The organism is Anoxybacter fermentans, assembly GCF_003991135.1.
GTDB classification, from domain to species: domain Bacteria; phylum Bacillota; class Halanaerobiia; order DY22613; family DY22613; genus Anoxybacter; species Anoxybacter fermentans.
Window position 1 is genome coordinate 3311890 of sequence record NZ_CP016379.1, and the last position, 21451, is coordinate 3333340.

At 36.6% G+C, this 21451-nt stretch carries 24 protein-coding genes and 2 pseudogenes; 25 read left to right on the top strand and 1 reads right to left on the bottom strand.

Annotated elements, in window-relative coordinates; all coding sequences use genetic code 11:
• The first annotated feature begins 52 nt into the window (after positions 1-52).
• The 7 genes and pseudogenes from BBF96_RS15045 to BBF96_RS15085 all read left to right on the top strand — a co-directional run bounded on the left by BBF96_RS15045 (position 53) and on the right by BBF96_RS15085 (position 4698).
• A complete protein-coding gene (locus BBF96_RS15045; RefSeq protein ID WP_205665658.1) occupies positions 53-1450 on the top strand; it encodes a cobyrinate a,c-diamide synthase in 1398 nt (465 codons plus the stop codon).
• Positions 1450-2964 carry a cobyric acid synthase gene (locus BBF96_RS15050; protein ID WP_236777841.1) on the top strand — a complete coding sequence of 505 codons (1515 nt, stop codon included), beginning with the start codon at positions 1450-1452 and terminating at the stop codon, positions 2962-2964. The genes BBF96_RS15045 and BBF96_RS15050 overlap by 1 nt, the downstream gene beginning before the upstream one ends.
• Positions 2964-3218 carry a cobalamin biosynthesis protein gene (locus BBF96_RS17090; RefSeq protein ID WP_127017909.1) on the top strand — a complete coding sequence of 85 codons (255 nt, stop codon included), beginning with the start codon at positions 2964-2966 and terminating at the stop codon, positions 3216-3218. Before BBF96_RS15050 ends, BBF96_RS17090 begins: the two co-directional genes overlap by 1 nt.
• Positions 3219-3231: 13 nt before the next feature.
• Positions 3232-3396: a cobalamin biosynthesis protein gene (locus BBF96_RS17095; RefSeq protein WP_257792031.1), complete on the top strand. Its 165-nt coding sequence runs from the start codon at positions 3232-3234 to the stop codon at positions 3394-3396.
• Positions 3395-3490 (top strand): annotated as a pseudogene (cbiH, locus tag BBF96_RS17615) (precorrin-3B C(17)-methyltransferase); the annotation flags it as partial. The gene BBF96_RS17095 and the pseudogene cbiH, both read left to right, overlap by 2 nt.
• A gap of 100 nt (positions 3491-3590) precedes the next feature.
• Positions 3591-4166: pseudogene (gene cobK / locus BBF96_RS17010) on the top strand (precorrin-6A reductase).
• Position 4167: 1 nt separating this feature from the next.
• The gene (locus BBF96_RS15085) at positions 4168-4698 is read left to right on the top strand and encodes a cob(I)yrinic acid a,c-diamide adenosyltransferase (RefSeq protein WP_127017913.1); all 531 of its coding nucleotides are present in this window, start codon (positions 4168-4170) and stop codon (positions 4696-4698) included.
• Between the two features lie 199 nt (positions 4699-4897).
• Here BBF96_RS15085 and BBF96_RS15090 read toward each other — a convergent pair whose 3' ends face one another.
• The gene (locus tag BBF96_RS15090; protein ID WP_127017914.1) at positions 4898-5926 is read right to left on the bottom strand and encodes a hypothetical protein; all 1029 of its coding nucleotides are present in this window, start codon (positions 5924-5926) and stop codon (positions 4898-4900) included.
• Between the two features lie 162 nt (positions 5927-6088).
• Here BBF96_RS15090 and BBF96_RS15095 point away from each other — a divergent pair, with 162 nt between their 5' ends.
• The 18 genes from BBF96_RS15095 to BBF96_RS15180 all read left to right on the top strand — a co-directional run bounded on the left by BBF96_RS15095 (position 6089) and on the right by BBF96_RS15180 (position 21395).
• Positions 6089-6481: a helix-turn-helix domain-containing protein gene (locus tag BBF96_RS15095; RefSeq protein WP_127017915.1), complete on the top strand. Its 393-nt coding sequence runs from the start codon at positions 6089-6091 to the stop codon at positions 6479-6481.
• A 15-nt stretch (positions 6482-6496) separates the two neighbouring features.
• On the top strand, positions 6497-7831 hold the full coding sequence (gene glnA, locus BBF96_RS15100) for a type I glutamate--ammonia ligase (RefSeq protein ID WP_127017916.1): 1335 nt from the start codon (positions 6497-6499) through the stop codon (positions 7829-7831).
• Between the two features lie 304 nt (positions 7832-8135).
• Positions 8136-8645, top strand: coding sequence for an ECF transporter S component (locus tag BBF96_RS15105; RefSeq protein WP_127017917.1), 510 nt, complete (start codon positions 8136-8138; stop codon positions 8643-8645).
• A complete protein-coding gene (locus tag BBF96_RS15110; protein ID WP_127017918.1) occupies positions 8632-9621 on the top strand; it encodes an AIR synthase family protein in 990 nt (329 codons plus the stop codon). Before BBF96_RS15105 ends, BBF96_RS15110 begins: the two co-directional genes overlap by 14 nt.
• Positions 9622-9997: 376 nt before the next feature.
• Positions 9998-10252, top strand: a complete 255-nt coding sequence (gene spoVG, locus BBF96_RS15115; RefSeq protein WP_127018304.1) for a septation regulator SpoVG — start codon at positions 9998-10000, stop codon at positions 10250-10252.
• Between the two features lie 177 nt (positions 10253-10429).
• Positions 10430-11266 carry a 3'-5' exonuclease family protein gene (locus BBF96_RS15120; RefSeq protein ID WP_127017919.1) on the top strand — a complete coding sequence of 279 codons (837 nt, stop codon included), beginning with the start codon at positions 10430-10432 and terminating at the stop codon, positions 11264-11266.
• Between the two features lie 85 nt (positions 11267-11351).
• Positions 11352-12710 (top strand): bifunctional UDP-N-acetylglucosamine diphosphorylase/glucosamine-1-phosphate N-acetyltransferase GlmU, encoded by a 1359-nt coding sequence (gene glmU, locus BBF96_RS15125; RefSeq protein ID WP_127017920.1) that lies wholly within the window; start codon positions 11352-11354, stop codon positions 12708-12710.
• Positions 12711-12754: 44 nt separating this feature from the next.
• Positions 12755-13699: a ribose-phosphate diphosphokinase gene (locus tag BBF96_RS15130; protein ID WP_127017921.1), complete on the top strand. Its 945-nt coding sequence runs from the start codon at positions 12755-12757 to the stop codon at positions 13697-13699.
• Between the two features lie 312 nt (positions 13700-14011).
• Entirely contained in the window at positions 14012-14614 is a 603-nt protein-coding gene (locus BBF96_RS15135; protein ID WP_127017922.1) for a 50S ribosomal protein L25/general stress protein Ctc, read from the top strand.
• A 96-nt stretch (positions 14615-14710) separates the two neighbouring features.
• Positions 14711-15280 (top strand): aminoacyl-tRNA hydrolase, encoded by a 570-nt coding sequence (pth, locus tag BBF96_RS15140; RefSeq protein WP_127017923.1) that lies wholly within the window; start codon positions 14711-14713, stop codon positions 15278-15280.
• 467 nt (positions 15281-15747) lie between these two features.
• Positions 15748-16257: a DUF4178 domain-containing protein gene (locus BBF96_RS15145; RefSeq protein WP_127017924.1), complete on the top strand. Its 510-nt coding sequence runs from the start codon at positions 15748-15750 to the stop codon at positions 16255-16257.
• A gap of 21 nt (positions 16258-16278) precedes the next feature.
• The gene (locus tag BBF96_RS15150) at positions 16279-16944 is read left to right on the top strand and encodes a PspA/IM30 family protein (RefSeq protein WP_127017925.1); all 666 of its coding nucleotides are present in this window, start codon (positions 16279-16281) and stop codon (positions 16942-16944) included.
• A gap of 48 nt (positions 16945-16992) precedes the next feature.
• Positions 16993-17481, top strand: coding sequence for a DUF4247 domain-containing protein (locus BBF96_RS15155; protein WP_127017926.1), 489 nt, complete (start codon positions 16993-16995; stop codon positions 17479-17481).
• Positions 17482-17504: 23 nt separating this feature from the next.
• Complete coding sequence (locus BBF96_RS15160) at positions 17505-17702, top strand: DUF350 domain-containing protein (RefSeq protein WP_127017927.1); 198 nt, start codon at positions 17505-17507, stop codon at positions 17700-17702.
• Between the two features lie 80 nt (positions 17703-17782).
• Positions 17783-19294, top strand: coding sequence for a polyamine aminopropyltransferase (locus BBF96_RS15165; protein ID WP_127017928.1), 1512 nt, complete (start codon positions 17783-17785; stop codon positions 19292-19294).
• A gap of 22 nt (positions 19295-19316) precedes the next feature.
• Positions 19317-20345 carry a potassium channel family protein gene (locus BBF96_RS15170; protein WP_164731135.1) on the top strand — a complete coding sequence of 343 codons (1029 nt, stop codon included), beginning with the start codon at positions 19317-19319 and terminating at the stop codon, positions 20343-20345.
• 390 nt (positions 20346-20735) lie between these two features.
• Positions 20736-21122, top strand: a complete 387-nt coding sequence (locus tag BBF96_RS15175; protein ID WP_164731136.1) for a hypothetical protein — start codon at positions 20736-20738, stop codon at positions 21120-21122.
• A 3-nt stretch (positions 21123-21125) separates the two neighbouring features.
• Complete coding sequence (locus tag BBF96_RS15180; protein ID WP_127017931.1) at positions 21126-21395, top strand: anti-sigma-F factor Fin; 270 nt, start codon at positions 21126-21128, stop codon at positions 21393-21395.
• Positions 21396-21451: the final 56 nt, after the last annotated feature.

Sequence of the window (21451 nt, forward strand, 5' to 3'; positions counted from 1 at the left end):
ATATATCTACCCCGACCAGAAGGTCGGGGTTTATTTTTAGGGAGGGAAGGAAATGAATCTGCCGCGTCTTGTTATTGCCGGAACCCAGAGTGGGGTTGGCAAAACCACCATTACATTGGGCATTATGGCAGCTTTAAGCCGGCGCGGGTTTAAAGTTGCTCCGTATAAAGTTGGCCCTGACTATATCGATCCTGGGTTTCACACTTTTGTCACAAATACTAAATCGCGAAATTTAGATCTCTGGCTTTTAACAGAAGAGAAAGTTAAATATCTCTTTCAGAAAAATAGCAGAGATTTTGAAATCTCCATCATTGAAGGAGTGATGGGCCTTTATGATGGAGTTGGAACTAAAAAAGATAAAGCCAGTACTGCCCATCTGGCAAAGGTTTTGAAGGCTCCTTTAGTATTAGTGATTGATGGGAGTGGAATTTCTGCCAGTGCAGCAGCTCAAGTGCTGGGATATCAACTTTATGATAGAAATATTGACTTTAAAGGAGTTATTGTCAACAAAGTCAGTGGAGAGGCCCATTATCAACTGATAAAAGAAGCCATTGAACGGGATACAGGAATAAAATGTTTTGGTTATCTTCCCAAAACAGCCCAGATTGAATTAAAAAGCAGACATTTGGGCCTGGTGCCTGGCATGGAAGTAAAAGAACTTAAAAGTCAGATAGATAAACTGATAAAATTGGTAGAAGATTTTATCAACCTGGAAGGACTTATGGAATTGGGAAAAAAAGCTCCTCAGCTCAAAATTCAGAAAGAATCGGAAGAGATTAGACAATTAAAGATCAAAGCAAGAGATATAAGTTCTGTAAAAATCGGTATAGCTTATGACAAAGCCTTTAACTTCTATTATCAGGATAATCTGGATTTGCTCAAAGAACTTGGAGCTGAACTTGTTTATTTCAGCCCTCTTTATGATTCTAAATTACCATCTGATCTGGACGGACTTTATATTGGAGGAGGATTTCCAGAAGTTTTTGGAGCCGAATTAGAAGAGAATAAATCCATGCGTCAATCCATAGCCTGGGCGATAAAAAACAGAATGCCTGTTTATGCTGAATGTGGTGGATTGATGTATCTTACAAGGGAGATAAAAACTTTAAATAATCAAAGTTATCAGATGGTTGGGGCAATTCTAACAGCCAGCATAGTGACAGAAAGATTGCAGAGATTCGGTTATGTGGAGATTAAAATGGGTAAAAATCTCTTTAATGTCCAGGGATGTGTTATTCCAGCCCATGAATTTCACTACTCAAAACTTCAAGATGATTCTAAGCTACCTTATACATATCAGATTCGCAAAAAAACGAAAAACTGGCAGTGTGGGGTTGGGACTGAAAACCTTCTTGCAGGTTATCCCCATTTGCATTTTTATAGCTATCCTCGATTGGCTTTGGAGTTTATCTTAAGGTGTTGGGAGTATCGAATAAGGAGGAATCATTGATGCGGGGTTCGATTATGCTTCAGGGAACAGCATCGTCGGTAGGTAAGAGTCTTTTGGCTGCAGCTTTTTGCCGGATTTTTTATCAGGATGGATATAAAGTAGCTCCATTTAAAGCTCAGAATATGGCTCTTAATTCATTTATCACAAAAGATGGATTTGAGATGGGGCGGGCTCAGGTTTTTCAGGCAGAGGCAGCCGGGATTGAACCCCGGGTGGAGATGAACCCTATTCTTCTCAAGCCGACCACTGATGTAGGAGCACAGGTGATTATAAAAGGCAAAGTGGCTTCTAATATGTTGGCCAGTGAATATTTCCGCTATAAGTCTGAACTTAAAGAGATGGTTAAAGAGACTTATAAAAAATTGGCGGAAGAATTTGAAATTATAGTTATCGAAGGAGCCGGAAGCCCTGCTGAGATTAATCTAAAATCCGATGATATTGTGAATATGGGGATGGCAAAGATGGCTAAATCACCTGTAATCCTTATTGGTGATATTGATAGAGGTGGAGTTTTCGCTTCACTATATGGGACGATTATGCTTTTAGAACCTGAAGAGAGGGCTCTGGTTAAAGGTGTGATTATCAATAAATTTCGCGGTGATGTAAAACTTTTAGAACCTGGCCTTAAACAGTTGGAAAAATTAATAAATGTCCCCGTATTGGGTGTGGTTCCTTACATAAATGTACAAATTGATGATGAAGATAGTGTAACAGAACGGTTTCAACGTAGACAAAAAGGGGAAGGTATAAAAATCCAGGTAATTTTATTACCCTATATCTCTAATTTTACCGATTTTACTCCTCTGGAGATGGAAGAAGATGTAATTTTGAGTTATGTGCGCCGACCGGAAGAATTAGATGAACCGGATATGGTTATTATACCGGGGTCAAAGAATACATTAAATGATCGGCTTTATCTGCAAAGGATGGGTTGGGATGGAGTTTTAAGAAAATATGCCCATAGTGGTGGATTGTTAATGGGAATCTGTGGAGGTTATCAGATTTTAGGTAAAATGTTTTATGACCCTCATGGAGCTGAGAGCAGTTTAAGGTCATTACCGGGTCTTGGACTTTTACAGGCAGAGACTGAGATGGCTAAAGAGAAGACCACAAGGCAGATAAAAGGGATATGGGCATATGAGGATAACCGTTATTTTGCTAAAATGAAGGGAATACCTATCAGCGGTTATGAGATTCATATGGGCCAGACTATCCTGGGTGAAGAAGTTTTAAGACCCATTTATCTTGATTCTATCGATGAATGGGAAGGTGGTGTGAATAAAAATGGTAATATTGTTGGGACATATCTCCACGGTATTTTTGAAAATTTGAACTGGACGCGGCAGTTATTGAATAACCTGCGGAGGTTAAAGGGAATGAAAGAAAAAAAAGGGCCAGTTCAAAGTTATTGGGATTTCAAAGAAGCTGAATATAATCGACTGGCCCAGCATGTACGTAATCATGTAAATATTGAAAGGATTTATCAAATCATTGCAGAGGGTGTGAACCTTTGATGGAGCGGGTAGTATTGATTGGAATTGCAGTGCTATTGGATTGGCTTTTTGGTGATCCATATTGGCTGCCCCGTCCCATTCGCGGAATTGGCTGGTTGATTAAAAAGCTAGAAGATAGTTTAAAGGGGTTTTCTATAAATAAACGATTTCAAGGAATAATTCTCTGGACAGATGTGGTGGATTCTGTTTTTATAGTCAGTTGGACAGTACTCTGGTTATTGAATTTAATTCATCCTTTTTTATTTTTTAAATAAAATTGGGCAGGTTATTCTACTTTATACCTGTATTGCCGCCCGCTGTTTAGATAAAGAGAGTTGCAAAGTGATGAATGAGCTTGAAAAAAATAACTTATCTATGGCACGACAATATTTATCCTATCTGGTAGGTCGGGAAACGACAGAATTACCAGAAAAAGCCCCGGATTCCCCATGAGGAGGTTGATATGTTTACAACATTGATTATTGGTAATTCTGAGACTTATATCTCTAATGGGTGTATGATTACTCCAAGGGGTTATAAACCATGATTTTACTTATGGCTGGAACCAGTGAGGGTAGGGAGTTGAATTGAACAGGTCAATCGACCACTTGATTATAAAAGCCTTATTGCTTTGATTAAAGAGCGTAATTGACGCTACCCATCCCTTTGCTGTTAAAGCTTCTGAAAATGTTCAACAGGCAGCCCAGACTGTAAATATTCCCTATTTAAGATTGGAGCGGGAAAGTATTTAGGTAGGTAGAATAGAAGGATCAGGAATTTGGAAAGTAAAGACTTATGAAGAAGCAGTAAAGCTCCTTGAACCCTTTGATCGGATTTTATTTACTATTGAGAGTAGGAAATTAAAAAGATTTGCTTCTCTGATTCAAAATCCTCATAAAAAAGTTTATGTACGGGTTTTGCCACAACCTGAATCTTTGCAAGTCTGCTGGGAACTGGGACTTGGCCCGGGTGAGATTATTGCCTGTCAGGGTCCGTTCAGTCGTGAATTCAATGAAGCACTGATTCGCCAATATTAAATCCAGGTACTGGTCACAAAAGAGAGTGGCATTCGGGGAGGGGTTATAGAAAAGCTAGAAGCAGCCCGCAATTGTCAGATACCTGTTGTAATGATTAGGAGGCCGCAAATAGAATATTTGCAGCGGATGAACAGTATTGAAGAGGTTTTAAAGATAATTGAAGAAATAATTAAGGAGAGTGAATAATATGACCCGGGGATTAGTTCACATCTATACAGGTGATGGAAAAGGGAAGACCACTGCTGCATTGGGACTGGCATTTCGGGCTATTGGTTATGGGATGCGGGTAAAAGTAATTCAATTTCTTAAAGGCGGTTATTCTGGTGAATTTAAGACAGTATCTTTACTTAAACCATGGATAGAGATAGAAATAATCAATCATTTTAAAAAGCGGATCTTTAAATTGACTGAAGATGAATGGAAGAAGCTGGCTCAACTTACTGAAGAAGCAGTTGCTTCTTTATTGATTTCTCTTAAAAAAGGTGAATATGACATCTACATTCTGGACGAAATTTTTGGCGCTCTTAAGCGAGATTTAATTACTGTAGAGAAGATTCGGGAAATCATAAAAAATAAAGCAGAGAAAGTAGAACTTGTGCTTACAGGGCGGGGTGCGCCATATGAACTTAAGCAGATGGCTGATTATGTAACCGTTATGCAAAAAGAGGCCCATCCTTTTGATAAGCAGATTGGTGCGCGTAGGGGGATAGAGTATTGAACAGCAATACTCTATCTCTTAAGCAACATAGAAATTTTTTGTTTAACCATCTTAGTGAGAATGAAAAGAATGGCCTCATCACAGTATCTGATAAACTAATCCATGGGTCTTTGACCCTAGATTGTACTGAAATCTAACTTTAGATGGTTCAAAAAATTCTTTTTAAGTAAAAAATTAGCTTTTTGCAGTGAAATCATTACTACATAAAATATTCCCACAGTTCTTGCCCATCACATAAAGCCAGAAGCTGATGCATTACACGCTGTCGCTCAGATAAGAATTGGTCTAAATTTAAAGAGTACCAATAATATTCATCAAGTTCTTCTCGATAAGAATGGGCTTTGATAAAAGATTTGATTGCCAGGTTTAAATTTCTTTCAAAGTGGTTATTTACCTCTGAATTATTTTCATTGTTAAAATAAAGAGAGATATCATGAGGTAAAAGGAGAATGGAATGGTGTTTATTCTGTGTTAGAATTACCTGTTCTTCTTCTGGAAAGAGAATTCCATCGATCTGCTCCGGGTTTAGAGGGTTTATGATTAATTGACATTTCATATTTAGATTATAAGCTCTGGATTCGGCCAGTTGAAAAAAGGTTTTTAAAAAAGTAGGTGATCCGTGTAAGATATATCTTCGTTTTAATGAGGTGGTGAGGTATTGTATGTTGGAAATCCATCCAGAACTGGTGATGGAGGATGCTAAAACTTTTTGGGGTTTCCCTTTATTTTCAGCAGTTACCGGAAAGATGGATTGAAAAAGGAGCAGCATTTCTTTTGTCACCTGTCCTGTCTGGATATGTTGAGTTTTTAACTGTTTTAGATACTGAAATCCCTGCTGTTGATGAAAGTATATTTTTTCCTTAAGTTTTTCAATGGTTTTTTGGTAATTTTCGAGAAGTTTATTATTGCAAAATCGATTCAAATTTAATTCCCTTATTTTCGATTTTTTCTTTAATTTATTTGAAAGAGTTGTAAGGTTATTGGCATTTAGAATTACCCGTTTAAGAGAGGGAATAATAAGTATATCTGGTGTATCTGGATATATACAGCTTAAATAAGCCCGGACAGGAATATCATGCATTTTAAGATCTTTTAAGAGGTCCAGCAAAAAAATACTGACCGCGGAACGGGGTGTTCCCCGGATTATAATTATATGATAGTCAGTATCCCAGATGGGAACTGAGTAAAATATGCCATTAAAAGAAAAAGTGCTAGCAAAATAAGACATAATCATTCCTCCAATTTTTATGGTTAATAAATATTTATGCGGGAACAAAAAAATTTTTCCCGATTTTTTATGTTAAAAAACCTGACATGAAGTTGACATCGATTGTGTTAGTATGTTAAAATGTTTCCATAATTTTAGTTTGCTAAAGTGGTGATTAGCAAAATGAACAATAGAAATAGGCCAATGTATACCATGTCTGCGGTATGTAAAATGACAGGTTTAACGGCCCGTCGTATTCGTTATTACGAGGAAGTTGGTCTGATTAAACCTGCACGAACCAGGGGGAACCAGAGAATTTTTACACCCGAAGAGATTCAAAGGTTAAGAGAGATTAAAGAATTGCTTGAAAAGGGTTTGACTATTGCAGGGGTTAAAGAGCAACTTGCCTTAAAGGACCAATCTTCCTTTGATTATACTCCTATAGAACCCGCTAAAACATTACCGGGTATGCAGCGGGGTATTACTTCACTGTATCCAGTTTCCAACAGGGCCCAATTGTTGGAAATGATATTAAAACAAAGAAAAGAGAAGAAACGAAATAAGGAAAAAATTTAAAAAGGAGTGAAAAAAATGAGTAAAAACTATATCAGGGAGGATATTATTCGGTTAGCAAAAGAGTGGGATGTTAAGTTTATTAGGTTACAGTTTACCGATATTCTGGGAATGATCAAAAATGTAGCAATTACTGTAGGAGAGTTGGAACGGGCACTGGATGGAGAGATTATGTTTGATGGTTCTTCTATTGAAGGTTTTACCCGTATTCAAGAATCCGATATGTATTTACGTCCTGATTATAATACCTTTTCTATTTTTCCATGGCATCCGCGGAAAAGTTCAGTAGCACGATTGATCTGTGATGTTTTTACTCCAGATGGCAAACCATTTAACGGTGATCCCCGGAGTACCCTAAAGAAAGTATTGGCTGAAGCGGAAGAAATGGGTTATAAAATGTATGCGGGGCCAGAACCAGAATTCTATCTTTTCAAACTGGATGAAGAAGGGCGGCCAACAACTACCCCCAATGATCAAGGTGGATATTTTGATTTATCTCCGGTAGATTTGGGAATTAATACCCGGCGGGATATTGTTCTTGCATTGGAAGAAATGGGATTTGAGGTAGAAGCATCCCATCATGAGGTTGGTCCTGGCCAGCATGAGATTGATTTTAAATATGCCGATGCCTTAAGGACTGCTGATAACATAGTTACATTCAAATTTGTGACCAAAGCTATTGCTAAAGAACACGGCTATCATGCTACATTTATGCCAAAACCTATATATGGAGAAGCAGGTTCCGGTATGCATATTCATATATCTCTTTTTAGAGATGGTAAAAATGCTTTCTATGATCCTGATGATTCATTAGGTTTAAGTGAAGTTGCTTACTATTTTATTGGTGGAATCTTAAAACACGCCCGGGCCATCACTGCTATTACAAATCCGACCATTAACTCATATAAGCGCCTGGTTCCGGGTTATGAAGCGCCGGTATATATTTCCTGGTCTGCAGCAAACCGAAGTGCTTTAATCAGGGTTCCGGCTACTCGTGGAGCGGGTTCCAGGATTGAATTGAGAAATCCTGATCCATCCTGTAACCCATATCTGGCGTTAGCAGTAATTTTGAAGGCTGGATTGGATGGAATCAGAAACAAAATTGAACCTGGCCCACAGGCTCTGGATAATATCTACGATATGACTGCTGAAGAACGGAAAGCAGCCGGAATCGGTAGTTTGCCAGGCAGTATCATGGAAGCTGTTGAAGAGTTATCTAAAGATGAAGTGATTAAGAGTGCTTTAGGTGAGCACATTTATGAACATTTTGTTGAAGCCAAAAGGATTGAATGGGAAATTTATCGCACTCAGGTTCATAAATGGGAGTTGGATCAGTATTTGAAGATGTATTAAAAATATTATACTGCAAAAAGTTAATTTTTCACTTAAGGAGAAATTTTTCAAACCATCTAAAGCTCGATTTCAGTCGAAATAAGGCTCCCTAATCAAAGGGTCCTCCTGACCCTTGATTAGCTTATCACCTCCTGTGATAAGGCCTTATTTCGACTTCAATCTCGCTAAGTTGGTTTAACGAAAAATTTCTATGTCGCTCAAAACTAGCTTCTTGCAATTTAATCATTATTGCAGGAAAAATCGCTCCTTAAGTTGAATATTTTAATATTAGGTTATATTATCCTTAAAGGAGTGATTGTACAATATGAAAAATATTTCTGCAAAGAAGTTAGTATTTATGGCCCTATTTGCGGCTGCTACCACCGTAGCGACTATGCTTATTAAAATACCTTCTGCTAAAGGTTATTTTAACCTGGGTGAAATCATGATCTATACTGCCGCTTTGACCTTTGGTCCAATGGTAGGTGGAGTTGCCGGTGGTCTGGGTGCTGCCCTGGCTGACCTGTTCAGTGGGTATATGCTTCCCTGGGCTCCGATCACTTTTGTGGTTAAAGGAATAGAAGGTTATCTGGTTGGTAAATTGGGTTATGGTCGGAATACGGGTGGTAAAATTGTTGCTATTCTTCTGGGAGGATTGGCTATTCTTATAGGTTATCCTGCTGCTTCGGCAATTCTTTATGGCTGGCCTGCTGCCTTAACTGAACTTTATATTGATATTATCCAGGTAGTAGTAGGTGGCGTTGTTGCCATTCCTCTTTCAAATGCTTTAAGAAAAATTTTTGCAGAAGAGATGAAAGACAATGAAAGTTGGTAAACTGATACCTGATAAATTAAATGATCTGATTTTAAATCAGATTAGTAGTCGGCGAAGTGATGTTCTGGTTCATCCGCGAATTGGTGAAGATTGTGCAGTTATAGATTTTGGTGAGGTTGTTTGTGTAATTTCTACTGATCCGATAACTGGAGCATCTAAAGGAATGGGGCGGTTAGCAGTTCATATTTCCTGTAATGATCTGGCAGCTAATGGAGCAGAACCTGTCGGAGTTCAATTGGTTTTACTTTTGCCTGAAGATATTACTGAAGAGCGGATTAAAGAAATTATGCAGGAGGTAGATTATGGGGCAGCGGAATTAGGAATTGAGGTATTGGGCGGCCATACTGAAATAACCAGTCTTGTAAGCAAACCGATTATTGTTGCGACGGCAATTGGTAAAGCCCGTAAAGGTCAATATGTTACTTCTTCTGGAGCAAAACCGGGAGATGATATAATCATTACTAAAGGTGCAGGTATTGAAGGAACTGCTATTCTTGCCAATGATTGTGTAGAATATCTTTTAAGTAAAGGTGTTAAAGATGAAACAATTAAATCTGCCAGAAAGTTTATGGATGAGATTAGTGTCTTAAAAGAAGGGCTTTTAGCAGCAAGGATGGGTGCCACAGCTATGCATGATGTAACTGAAGGTGGCATTTATGGAGCTCTTTACGAATTGGCCAATGCCTCCGAAGTTGGCTTTGATCTTTTTGCTGATCAGGTTTACATTCGTCCTGAGACAAGGGAGATCTGTGATGCTCTTCAAATTGATCCATTGGGTTTAATCTCCTCAGGTACTATGTTAATTACTATTCCTGATGGTGATAAATTGCTTGCTGCCCTTAAAGAAAAAGGTATCCCGGCATGTAAGATTGGTAAGATTACTGAATCAGGACAAACTCTCTGGGTTAATGGAGAGAAAAGAAAATTTGTTCTTCCTCCACGGGATGAACTATGGCGGATTTTAGAGGAGATTTAAATAAAATTTACCCTATAGATTGTCAAACCTTCATGGTGACAATTTATAGGGGTATTTTTTTAAATGTAATATTTGATTTTACTGCAAAAAAGCAAATTTTTCGCTTCAGGAGAAATTTTTCGAATCATCTAAAGTTCGATTTTAGTCGAAATAAGGCTTCATCACATCTTGTGATGAGGCCTTATTTTGATTGAAATCTCGCTAAGATGGTTTAACGAAAAATTTTTATGGCGCTCAAAATTAACTTTTTGTAGTTTAATTATATTTCAATTTATTAACTTACTAAAATAGTATAAAATAACAAAAAATAGTTGACATTAATATTTAGTATATGGTAAAATATCCTTGAAATTGAGGATAAGGGGGTATTTTTTTGATAAAGATTACAGAAGTGAAAGTTCGAAAAATTGAAAGGGATGGGAAATTTCTTGCTTATGCCACCATTACGATTGATGATTGTTTTGTGGTTAAGGATTTAAAGGTAGTAAAAGGGAAAAATGGACTTTTTGTGGCTATGCCATCCCGGAAAAAGTCAGATGGTGAGTATATTGATATTGCCCACCCTATTACTTCTGAAGCAAGGGAGTTAATTCAAAGAGCAGTCCTGGAAGAATATAAGAGTATAGTGTAAATTGGATAACATATATTTCCAGCATAAGTTTAATCTATTATGGGTAGACTGAACTTGACAGTACAACAAAGATCTGCTACAATACTTACGGGTAATTAGGCATAATATTTAACCCGACCTCTTTGGATTTAAATGGAGCAAAATTGCTCCATTTTTTATTGAAAGGGGCAACTTTATGTGAATTTATATGTAACCGTTGAAGATCTATATCCTCATAAATTGGCTACTATATTAGGTAGAGGTAAAAGGCTTGAACGGATTTTAAAAGTCTATCCTACTGAAAGACGTTTTAAAGCAGCTTCAATCGAGGAGATCGGTCAGGTTATCGGAATTAAAAATCCAGACTCCAAAATTATGCGTCAATTGGCTACCCTTGATGAAACGTATAATGAACTGATTACTCCAAAGTATAGATCCGACCTCAGTATTGCTCCTTATGCAAAAACAATTATGGGGATAGATACTGAATATCTTTTAAGTCCATTAGATTCAATTCAATTTGTTATTTATCAAAATAACTCCTTTTATTCAGGTTTTATTTTTACCAATCCGAAATTGGCCAAAGCAGTAAGTCCAAAGGAAGGCATTAAATTATTGCGAAGGGTGATTGAGGATTTTAAACCGGACGTTATAGTAGGACACAATTTTAATTGTGATATTTCCGTTCTTGAAAGAGTATATCAGGATCAAATTCCCGAACTTCATAAATATGATGATACTATGAAAATGGCTAGAAAAAGTCATGTTGCAAATATAGTTGGAAGTGCTGCATTAAAGAAACTGATTCAGAAACTTTTTGATATCAAGGTTATAGAAGTATACAAAGCTTATAAGGATTTGACGATTTTTATAGAATACGGATTAATGGATGCGTTATTTCCCATATACCTCAGGTATTTTTTAATGACTGGCCGAAAACCCGAATTTAAAAAACCTGAAAAGATTGATTATTTAATCCTTCCAGAGAATGAAATTGAATTGAAGTATAAGAAAATTCATTTTCCGGAGGAATAAAAGAAGGAATTAAGTAGGATGTATGGAAGTTATTTATTTGGTTTTATATTATATTTAGTGAAAGAGAGTTAAAGGGGGATATTTAATGAGAGATCTGATTACTATTATCCTGGCTGCAGGTAAAGGAACCCGGATGAAGTCACAGAAGATTAAGGTATTACATAAGTTGGCGGGTAAACCGATGCTTCAACATCTTATTGATACAGTAAAAAAATTAGATTCTAAAAAAGTGATTGTTGTTGTTGGTTATCAAGGTGAACAGGTACAGAAGACCATTCAAGGAGAAAATTTATGTTATGTTTATCAGCATGAACAAAAAGGTACCGGTCATGCGATTTTACAGGCTGAAGAGATTCTTAAGGATTTTCAAGGTGATGTTTTAGTACTTTATGGGGATACTCCCCTGTTAACTATTGAAACTTTGCAAAAATTATTTAAAACTCATGTAGATAGTAATGCAGATGCTACTATTTTAAGCACATATTTAGATGACCCAACTGGGTATGGTCGGATTGTTCGGGATAAAGATGGACGGTTTTTAAAGATAGTAGAACAGTCTGATCTGGCCTCAGAGGAAGAGGAAAAAATCAACGAAATTAATACGGGAATTTATATTTTTAATAATCAAAAACTTTTTAAAGCACTTCATCAAATTCAGCCGAATAACGCACAGGGAGAATATTATTTGACAGATGTTTTTAATATTTTACTTGCTGAAAAAGCAAAGGTTGAAGTAATGAAAACCTTAAATTCCAATGAGATTATCGGGATTAATGACCGGGTTCGATTGGCTGAAGCAGAAAAGATACTGCGCCGTCGGATTAATGAAAGATTGATGATTAAAGGAGTTACCATTATTGATCCTGAAACTACTTACATTGATGAGGATGTTGAGATTGGCCAGGATACTATTATTTATCCCTTTACTTTTATCGAAGGTAAAACTCGAATTGGAAAAAATGTTCTGATTGGTCCTCATAGTAGGATAAAGGATGCTCAAATTGGAGATGATGTAAATATTACTAATTCTGTTATTTTAGAAAGTATAATTCACGAACGGGTAAAGATTGGGCCATTTGCTCATATCCGTCCTGGAAATGAGATTCATGCTGATGCCAAAATTGGAGATTTTGTAGAGTTGAAGAAATCTATCATAGGTAAGGGCAGTAAAGTACCTCATTTAAGCTATGTGGGTGATGCCCAGATTGGTGAAAAATGTAATATTGGGGCTGGAACAATTACGGCCAACTATGATGGTAAAAATAAACATAAAACCAAACTGGGTAATGGGGTCTTTATTGGAAGCAATTCCACTCTGGTAGCTCCTGTCGAATTAAAAGATGGTGCGAGAACGGGAGCGGGTTCTGTAGTGACCAGAGATGTACCGGCCAATACCACAGTAGTGGGGGTTCCAGCGCGGAAATTTAAAGAAAATAAACGTTAAAATTTTTTATATAATCTTTTATAAACTCAGGGGAGGATGTAAAGATGCAAGATGGTGGAAATCAACTGAAAGTCTTCACTGGTAATGCTCATCCAGAGTTGGCGCGGGAGATTTGTTCTCATTTAAAGTGTGAATTAGGAGATGGAGAAATTTCCCGGTTCAGTGATGGGGAAATTCAGGTCAAGATCAATGAGAGTGTACGGGGAGCAGATACCTTTGTGGTTCAGCCCACCTGTCCGCCCTGTAATGAGAATTTGATGGAACTTCTGGTCATGATTGATTCTTTACGCCGTGCTTCTGCAAATCGGATTACAGCAGTAATTCCTTATTATGGTTATGCCCGTCAGGATAGAAAAGCTCAGGCACGTGACCCGATTACAGCCAAGCTAATAGCTAATCTGCTGACCACAGCAGGGGCAGATCGGGTGTTGACTATTGATTTACATGCACCTCAGATTCAGGGCTTTTTTGACATTCCTGTAGATCATCTCTATGGTGCTAAAATTCTGGCTGAATATTTCAAAGAAAAGAATCTTGGTGATATTACTGTTGTTGCACCTGATGTTGGAGCGGTAAGGGATTCCCGGGCTTTTGCTGAGCGGCTGGATGCCAGTCTGGCCATTATAGATAAAAGAAGACCTAAGCCTAATGTATCTGAAGTAATGAATGTAATTGGAGATGTAGAAGGTCGGAATGTAATTCTTTTTGATGACATGATCGATACTGCTGGAACGATCACTCAAGCGGCCGAAATATTGAAGAAAATGGGTGCAAAATCTATTTATGCTTGCTGTACACATCCTGTCTTCTCAGGGCCAGCCATTCAGCGTCTTAAAGAAGCTCCAATTGACGAATTGGTTGTTTTAAATACCATTCCTCAGGATGAGGGTAAATTACCAAAGTTGAAAATTCTTTCAGTTGCCCCATTGGTAGCTGAAGCTATTGAAAGAATACATTTACATCAATCAGTTAGTACTCTTTTTGAGTAAATTAGCGAAAGGTTTTACTTAAAAGAAAAAATAAATGATATGATTAAACTGCAAAAAGCTAATTTTGAGCGCCATAGAAATTTTTCGTTAAACCATCTTAGTGAGATTTCAGTCGAAATAAGGCCTCATCACAGGAAGTGATGAGCTAATCAAGGGTTATAAAGACCCATTGATTAGTGTGCCTTATTTCGACTGAAATCGAACTTTAGATGGTTCGAAAAATTTCTCTTGAAGCAAAAAATTTGCTTTTTGCAGTAAAATCATGATATAATTTAATTTATGAGATTAATCTAAGAAAAGGGGTGGATATAAATGGAGAGGCTAACACTAAAAGCTGATATACGTGAAGGTAAAGGAAAAGGTGCTGCACGCAGACTTCGGGCTGAAGGACGAATTCCAGCTATACTTTATGGAAAAGACAGAGAACCTGTAACATTAGCAATCAATGAGAGAGACTTAGAACAGATTGTTGGTAAAACTGCTCTCATCGATTTGAATTTTGGTGATGAAAAGGTAATTGCTATTTTAAAAGAGGTGCAGCGTGATCCGATTAAAGGTTTTCTACTCCATGCTGATCTGCAGGCTATTAACTTATCCGAAAAGATTACTATCACTGTACCACTGCATTTTGAAGGAACTCCAGTTGGGGTTAAAGAAGGTGGCGTTCTTCAAACAATGGTCCGTGAAGTTGAACTGGAATGTTTGCCTACTGAAATGCCGGATTACTTAGCTGTTGATATAAGTGACCTGGAAATAGGTGAGTCTTTGACTATTGGTGAAATTGATACTCCAGAGAATATCGAGATCCTTACTCCAGCAGAAGAAGTTGTTGTAACCGTGGTTGCTCCAGAAGGAGCTGAAGAAGAGGCAGAAGAAGCTGCTGAGGGTGAAGAGGGCGAAAAACCAGCCGAATAATAAGAATAATGCTTTAAATATAGGTGAAAATAGATGGCGTGAACCTTTGGTTACGCCATCTATTCTATTTATTTGAGAATAAAGGAGGCTTATGTTGTGTATTTGATTGTGGGTTTGGGAAATCCGGGAAAAGAATATGAAGAAACCAGACATAATATTGGTTTTCGAGTTATATATGAATTGGCAAAGAAACATAGAATTGAAGTATCAGGACTAAAATATCGAGCTTTGATTGGCAAGGGGATTATTAATGATAAAGAAGTTATTCTTGCTCAACCCCAGACCTTTATGAATTTAAGTGGTGAAGCTGTTGCTCCACTGGTCAGATATTTCAAGATACCCCTTGAGAATCTGATGGTTATTTATGATGACCTGGATTTAGAGCCAGGTAAGCTGAGAATGAGACGTTTAGGTGGACATGGGGGCCATAATGGGGTTCGTTCTATCATTGATTGCCTTGGGAGCAAAGAATTTCCAAGATTAAGAATTGGTATTGGCCATCCGGGTGATTTAATGCCGGTTCGGGATTATGTATTAAGTAGGTTTTTTGAAGACGAACTAAAGTTGATGGAAGAAGCTGTAAATCTGGCATGTCAGGGGATCGAATTATGGTTAGAGCAGGGGATTGAAAGAGCGATGAATCAGGTGAATCGAAAGACTGATTAAAAAGAAGAGTATAAAATTGAGGAAAGTTATTTTATGATTAAACTGCAAAAAACTAATTTTTCGCTTCTTGAGAAATTTTTCGAATCATCTAAAGCTCGATTTCTACCGAGATAAGGCTTCCTAATCAAAGGGGCCTCCTGGCTCTTGATTAGCTTATCATCTTCTGTGATGAGGCCTTATTTCGTTGGAAATCTCGCTAAGATGATTTGGCGAAAAATTTCTATGGCGCTTAAAATTAGATTTTTGCAGTTTAATCTTTTATTAAAAATCTCTGGATTTAGAAAAATTTAATAGCAAAATTGTTGATGATGTATTGATGAAAATAAATGTAGTGATGTATAATTAAATGAACCAGTTCTTACAAAAAAGAAAAAATATATTCTTTTCCATAATTTAATTGACACTTTATACTTATATTTGTTAAAATAAATAAATAAATAGATGAAAGTTACTGAGAGGTGGGAGTGATGAGTTTTTTTAAAAGACTTTTTGGTGGAGGTAAGAAAAAGTCAAAGATTCAAAAACGTAACCCATTTAATCTACAGGTGGGAGATGTGGTAAGTTATGACCTGGAAGATTATATTGTGATTGGAAAATTGGTCTATAATGATTCATCTTATGAGTGGTATGCATATCAGTTAGACAGTGGTTCTAAACGAATTTGGCTTGCCAGTGAAGATGATGATGAGATTATTTTAGGTATATATGAATCTACTGATCTGAGATTGACAAATGTTCCAAATGAAATTGAGTATAAGGGGCAGATCTTTTATTTAGAAGAACACGGTAAAGCTACAATTACTACAGCTGATGGTCGGGTTGGTGCTAAGACTGGTCAGGTAATGGAATATTGGGATTTTGAAAGTGATAATGGAGATTTTCTTTCAGTGGAGAAATGGGGTAATGAAATCGAAGTCAGTTATGGCTATCCGATAGATGAACATGAGTTAGAGTTTTTACCCGGTAGTCAGGAATAATTAAAAGGAGGTATGGATTGAATGGGTTTTTGGAAGCGTCTTAAAGATATTACTAAAGCTAATTTAAATGATTTTTTGAACAGAATAGAAGAACCAGAAAAGATGATTGATCAGTATATACGGGATATGGAAGAGGAGATTCAAAAACTTCGTTCTCTGGTAGCAGAGGCTATTGCTCAGGAGAAAGCATATAAGAAAAAGTTTGAGTTGAATCAAAATGATGTTAATAAATGGCAAACCAAAGCAGAACAGGCTATTTTGGCTAATCGGGATGATTTGGCGAAAAAGGCTTTAGAAAAGAAAAATGAAGCTTTAGAACAGGCTAAATATTATGAAGAAAAATATAAAGCTCAGCAAGAAAAAGTAGATGCTTTTAAGCGCAAATTGGCTGATTATGAAGAGAAGTTGGAAACTGCAAAGAGGAAACGTGAAGACTTAAAAGCCAGGGCCAAAGCTGCTCGCACAGAGAAAAAACTAAATGAAGCGATGGCTGGAATTGGTCAATCCAGCATTATGGATGATTTTAATCGAATGGAGGAGAAAATTCTTAAAATGGAAGCTGAGGCTGAAGCATCTAATGAGATGGTTGAAATGGAGAAGAGTCTGGAAGATGAGTTTAAAGAATTAGAGGAGAAAAATTCTATTGATGATGAACTGACAGCATTGAAGAAAAAGTTAGGTAAATAAGAGTAAGTTTTTAAATTTATCCCTGAATAGAAGAGGGGGAAGTACTAAGTGGATAGGAATCAAAAGATTACAATGGGAATATTTGTGACTATTGTAGTTATAATTTTTGCAATAAATTATACAATTAAAGCAACTCAGACGATACCAGATCGGATCAGTAGATTATATCCTCTTCATTCTCAGAAAAATCTGACTACAGGAAAATTGAGAATTTACATGTCTAACGAATCTCCTATTCCTACTGCTGAAAGAATTTTGTACCAGCTGGGAAGACCGTATGAAATGACCAATCTGGAACTATGGAAGAACAATCCTACAGAACCAATTTTGCTTTTATATGATAATTATGTGGTTAGTATTAGAGAATTGAATGGAAAAGGTTCTCAAGTTGAAGTAACCAACTATGAAACTGCATATGATCGATATAATTCTACATTTATTTATTATTGGGGGCCATCAGTACGCCGCGGTAGTATTTTTAGAATAGGTCCGTCGCGGGTGCGAGGTGGTGGTATTGGAGGTCTGGGTGGAAAATAATTTAGATATAAGGAGGAATTGAGATGTTGGAACAGATTTGGAGTACGCTAATTTGGGCTTTAGTTGGATTAGTATTGATGTTTATTGGTTATAAAATCTTTGACTGGGTTACTCCTTTTAATTTAAATGAAGAAATTGATGAAGGTAATGTAGCAGCAGGTATTGTAGCTGCAGGAATCTTTCTTGCTGTTGCCTGGATTGTTGGTGCAGTAATTGCTTAAATAAGTAAGGGAAAAGGCATTAAACCTCTAAGGTTTAATGCCTTCCTTATTCACATAAAATGAAAGTAGGGAATATAGTTATGAAAAATGGAGAAATTGGAATATTACTTTTTTCAATTTTTATTGTTGCAATTTGTGGAATAATCTATGAATTGATTATTGCCGGGGTAAGTTCATATCTTTTAGGAGATTCTATAACTCAGTTTTCATTGGTAATTGGCTTTTTTATGAGTGCTATGGGATTTGGATCGTATTTATCTAAATTTTTGAAAAATAATTTGCTGGAGTGTTTTGTTATTGTTGAAATAGTGATTGGATTGGTCGGCGGTTTTTCAGCATTGGTTCTTTTTTATGCTTTTGGATTTACTTCCAGCTATCATATTTTTATGTTTCTTTTTATTATTATCATTGGAGTGATGGTAGGATTAGAGATTCCTATTTTAATGAGAATTTTAAAGGAGTATGAGGAACTTAGAATCGCTCTTGCTAATGTTCTCAGTTTTGACTATATTGGAGCTTTATTTGGGTCTATTGCTTTTCCTTTGATATTACTCCCTAGATTTGGATTGATTAAAACCTCACTTTTGATAGGGGTTTTAAATATTTTAGTAGCCTGTATTATTTATTACCAATATAGACAAAAATTAATTAAAAGTGGGCTTTTTTTAACTGTGTTGATTTTAATTCTTTTAAGTCTAATTGTTGGATTATGGTTTTCTAATCAAGCTGAGCGGTTTTTGGAACAGAGATTATATCGGGATAAAATTATTTTTATGAAACAAACACCATATCAGAAGATTGTTTTAACAAAAGGCAAAAACGATTTCCGACTTTTTATTAATGGAAATTTGCAATTTTCCAGTTATGATGAGTACAGGTATCATGAAGCCCTGGTTCATCCGCCGATGATTTTTAGTTATCGACATGATCGTGTGTTAGTCCTGGGTGGTGGTGACGGGTTAGCAGTACGGGAATTGCTTCGATATCCGGATGTGGAGCAGATTATACTGGTTGATCTGGATGAGGTTATTACCAAATTGGCAACAGAGAATAAGTATTTTGTAAAATTAAATGGTGGTTCTCTCTCTGATTCGAGGGTACAGATTATAAATGAAGATGCATATCAATTTTTACTGAAAACAGATGAGTTGTATAATGTGATTTTAGTAGATTTGCCTGATCCTAATAATGAGAATCTTAATAAATTATATACTTCTCAGTTTTATTATTTATTAAAAAAGCATTTGACTCCTGATGGAGCAATAGCCGTACAGAGTACATCACCTTATTTTGCACCTCTTGCTTTCTGGTCAATTGTAGAGACAATAAAAGATGCTGGACTTAAAGTATATCCATATCATGTATATGTACCCAGTTTTGGAGATTGGGGATTTACTCTGGCTACGAGAAGGGAGATAGATTTTAAAAAATTTCAGTTACCTTTTAAAATGCGCTATTTGAATGAAGAGAATTTTGCTGCAATGTTCAGTTTTGGAGAAGATATCCTGGCATATCGTAAGATGGTGGAACCTAATCGTATTAGTCATCCGGTTTTACTCCGTTATTATGAAGAAGGTTGGAAACATTGGTAATGGCGAATGTGGGGTGAAGATTATGATTTTCTTTTTGATGGAGTATTTCCGGGCCTTTGTTAAACATTTTAAAGAACAGAAAATTCAGCAGATAATTTACTCTACTTTATTGATAATTTTTTTCGGAAGTGGAGTATTTTATTGGTTAGAATCTGGAGTGAATGAAGGAATTCACCATTATGGAGATGCACTGTGGTGGATTTTGGTAACTATGACCACAGTAGGATATGGTGATCTCTATCCTGTTACAACAGGTGGTAGGATAATAGCAGTATTTGTTATGCTGGCTGGAATTGGTCTTTTGACAGTGATAATTGGTGTTTTTGCATCAGCAATTCAGACGATCAATTTGAGGAAGGAGATGGGTAAGTTGATTACTTCCTTTAAAGATCATATTATTATCTGTGGATGGTCTGAGAAAGCTGTTCATATTATTCGGGAACTGCACAGTGAGAAAGTAGTGGGAGATAATCCTGTGGTTCTGGTGGCAGATTTAGAGACTAACCCTTTTGAGAATGATAACCTGGTTCATTTTGTTCGTGGCCGGATTGATAGTGATGATGTATTAAAAAGGGCCAGGGTAGATCGAGCAAGATCGGCTATTGTATTGAATGAAGATGGAGAAGATGCTACTACAGTACTGGCATGTTTGACCATCCGGAAGCTGAATCCTGATATATATATAGTTGCGGAAGTAAGTAAATCAGAGAATCGTTCCCATTTTGAGACAGCCAGAGTTAATGAGATAATTGTTAATTCAGAGATTAATAGCCGGCTTTTGCTTCGTTCAGCTCTTCATTGTGGAATTGCTCAGGTGATAGAAGAACTGACAACTGCAACCCATGGAAATGAGATTTATAAAATGGAGATTAAGGAAAAATGGGTTGGTCAGAAATTCGGAGAGATGTATATGCAGTTTTATAATAATTATGATGCTATTCTTTTGGGACTAATTCGTTCCGGTGAAGTTATAACTAATCCTGATAGAGAGATGGTGTTAAAATCTCGAGATGAACTGGTATATATTGCTAACAAACCAATAACAGTTTAGTATAAATTTGATTATACTGCAAAAAGCTAATTTTGAGCGATATAGAAATTTTTCGCTAAACCATCTTAGCGAGATTGAAGTCGAAATAAGGCCTCATATGAGGATGTGATGAGCTAGTTCTAAGGGCCAGGAGGGGCCTTTGATTAGGTAGCCTTATTTCGACTGAAATCGAGCTTTAGATGGTTCGAAAAATTTCTCAAGGAACGAAAAATTAGCTTTTTGCAGTTTAACCATAAATTTAAAATATAGATTCCCCACTGGAAAGTTATGATTTATAACAACTTTTCAGTGGGGTTTTTATTATGGAAAAAAATTAGTTTTTTGCAGAATAACCTTGTATAAAATTTTTATTAACGATGAAGACTATATTAACGAAATAGGAAGTGAGGTATGGGAATGTATCTTTTAGCAGGTCTTATTGCAGCAGTGGCTGCATATTTAATCAATAGGGAATTAGTACAGCGATTTGGGGTAGAAATTATTGTCTATATTACTCCTATTCTGGAGGAGATTTTAAAAACAGGACTCGCAGTTTTTTTCCATACTACTATTTTACCCGTGCATATCATTTTTGGAATTATTGAAGGTATATATGATCTTAAAACATCAAAATTGGGGGTCAGTGCAGGGGTTTTAAGTCTTGTCTGGCATACTGTTTTTGGTCTGGTTACTATTTTGCTTCGTTCAGTGATGGGAAATCTGGTCTGGGGATTAATTGGAGCCATCCTATTACACTATCTTGGTAATAGTATAATTATCAAACCAAAGGAGGAGTAAGAATTGAAACTCTTATACTATTGTCATAATTGCGGTGACTTTATCGATGAACTTACAGTTGATAAGGTGGATGAAAAAAAGCTTGGTTTCGATCTCTTGACGCCGGAAGAGAAACAGGATATAATTAAGTCGAGTAAGTCCGGGAATATGTTGTATGTGAGAAGTATTTGTGATAACTGTTATCAAGATTTGAGTAACATTGCAGGTAATGAGCTAAAACCTTATCATGACCAGGGTCTTTATAGTGAATATGAATTTCCCCGACTTCATTAGTAATAAAAAATAAACAACACAAAGGATACAGGCCTTAAACCCTTACCCCCGGTTTT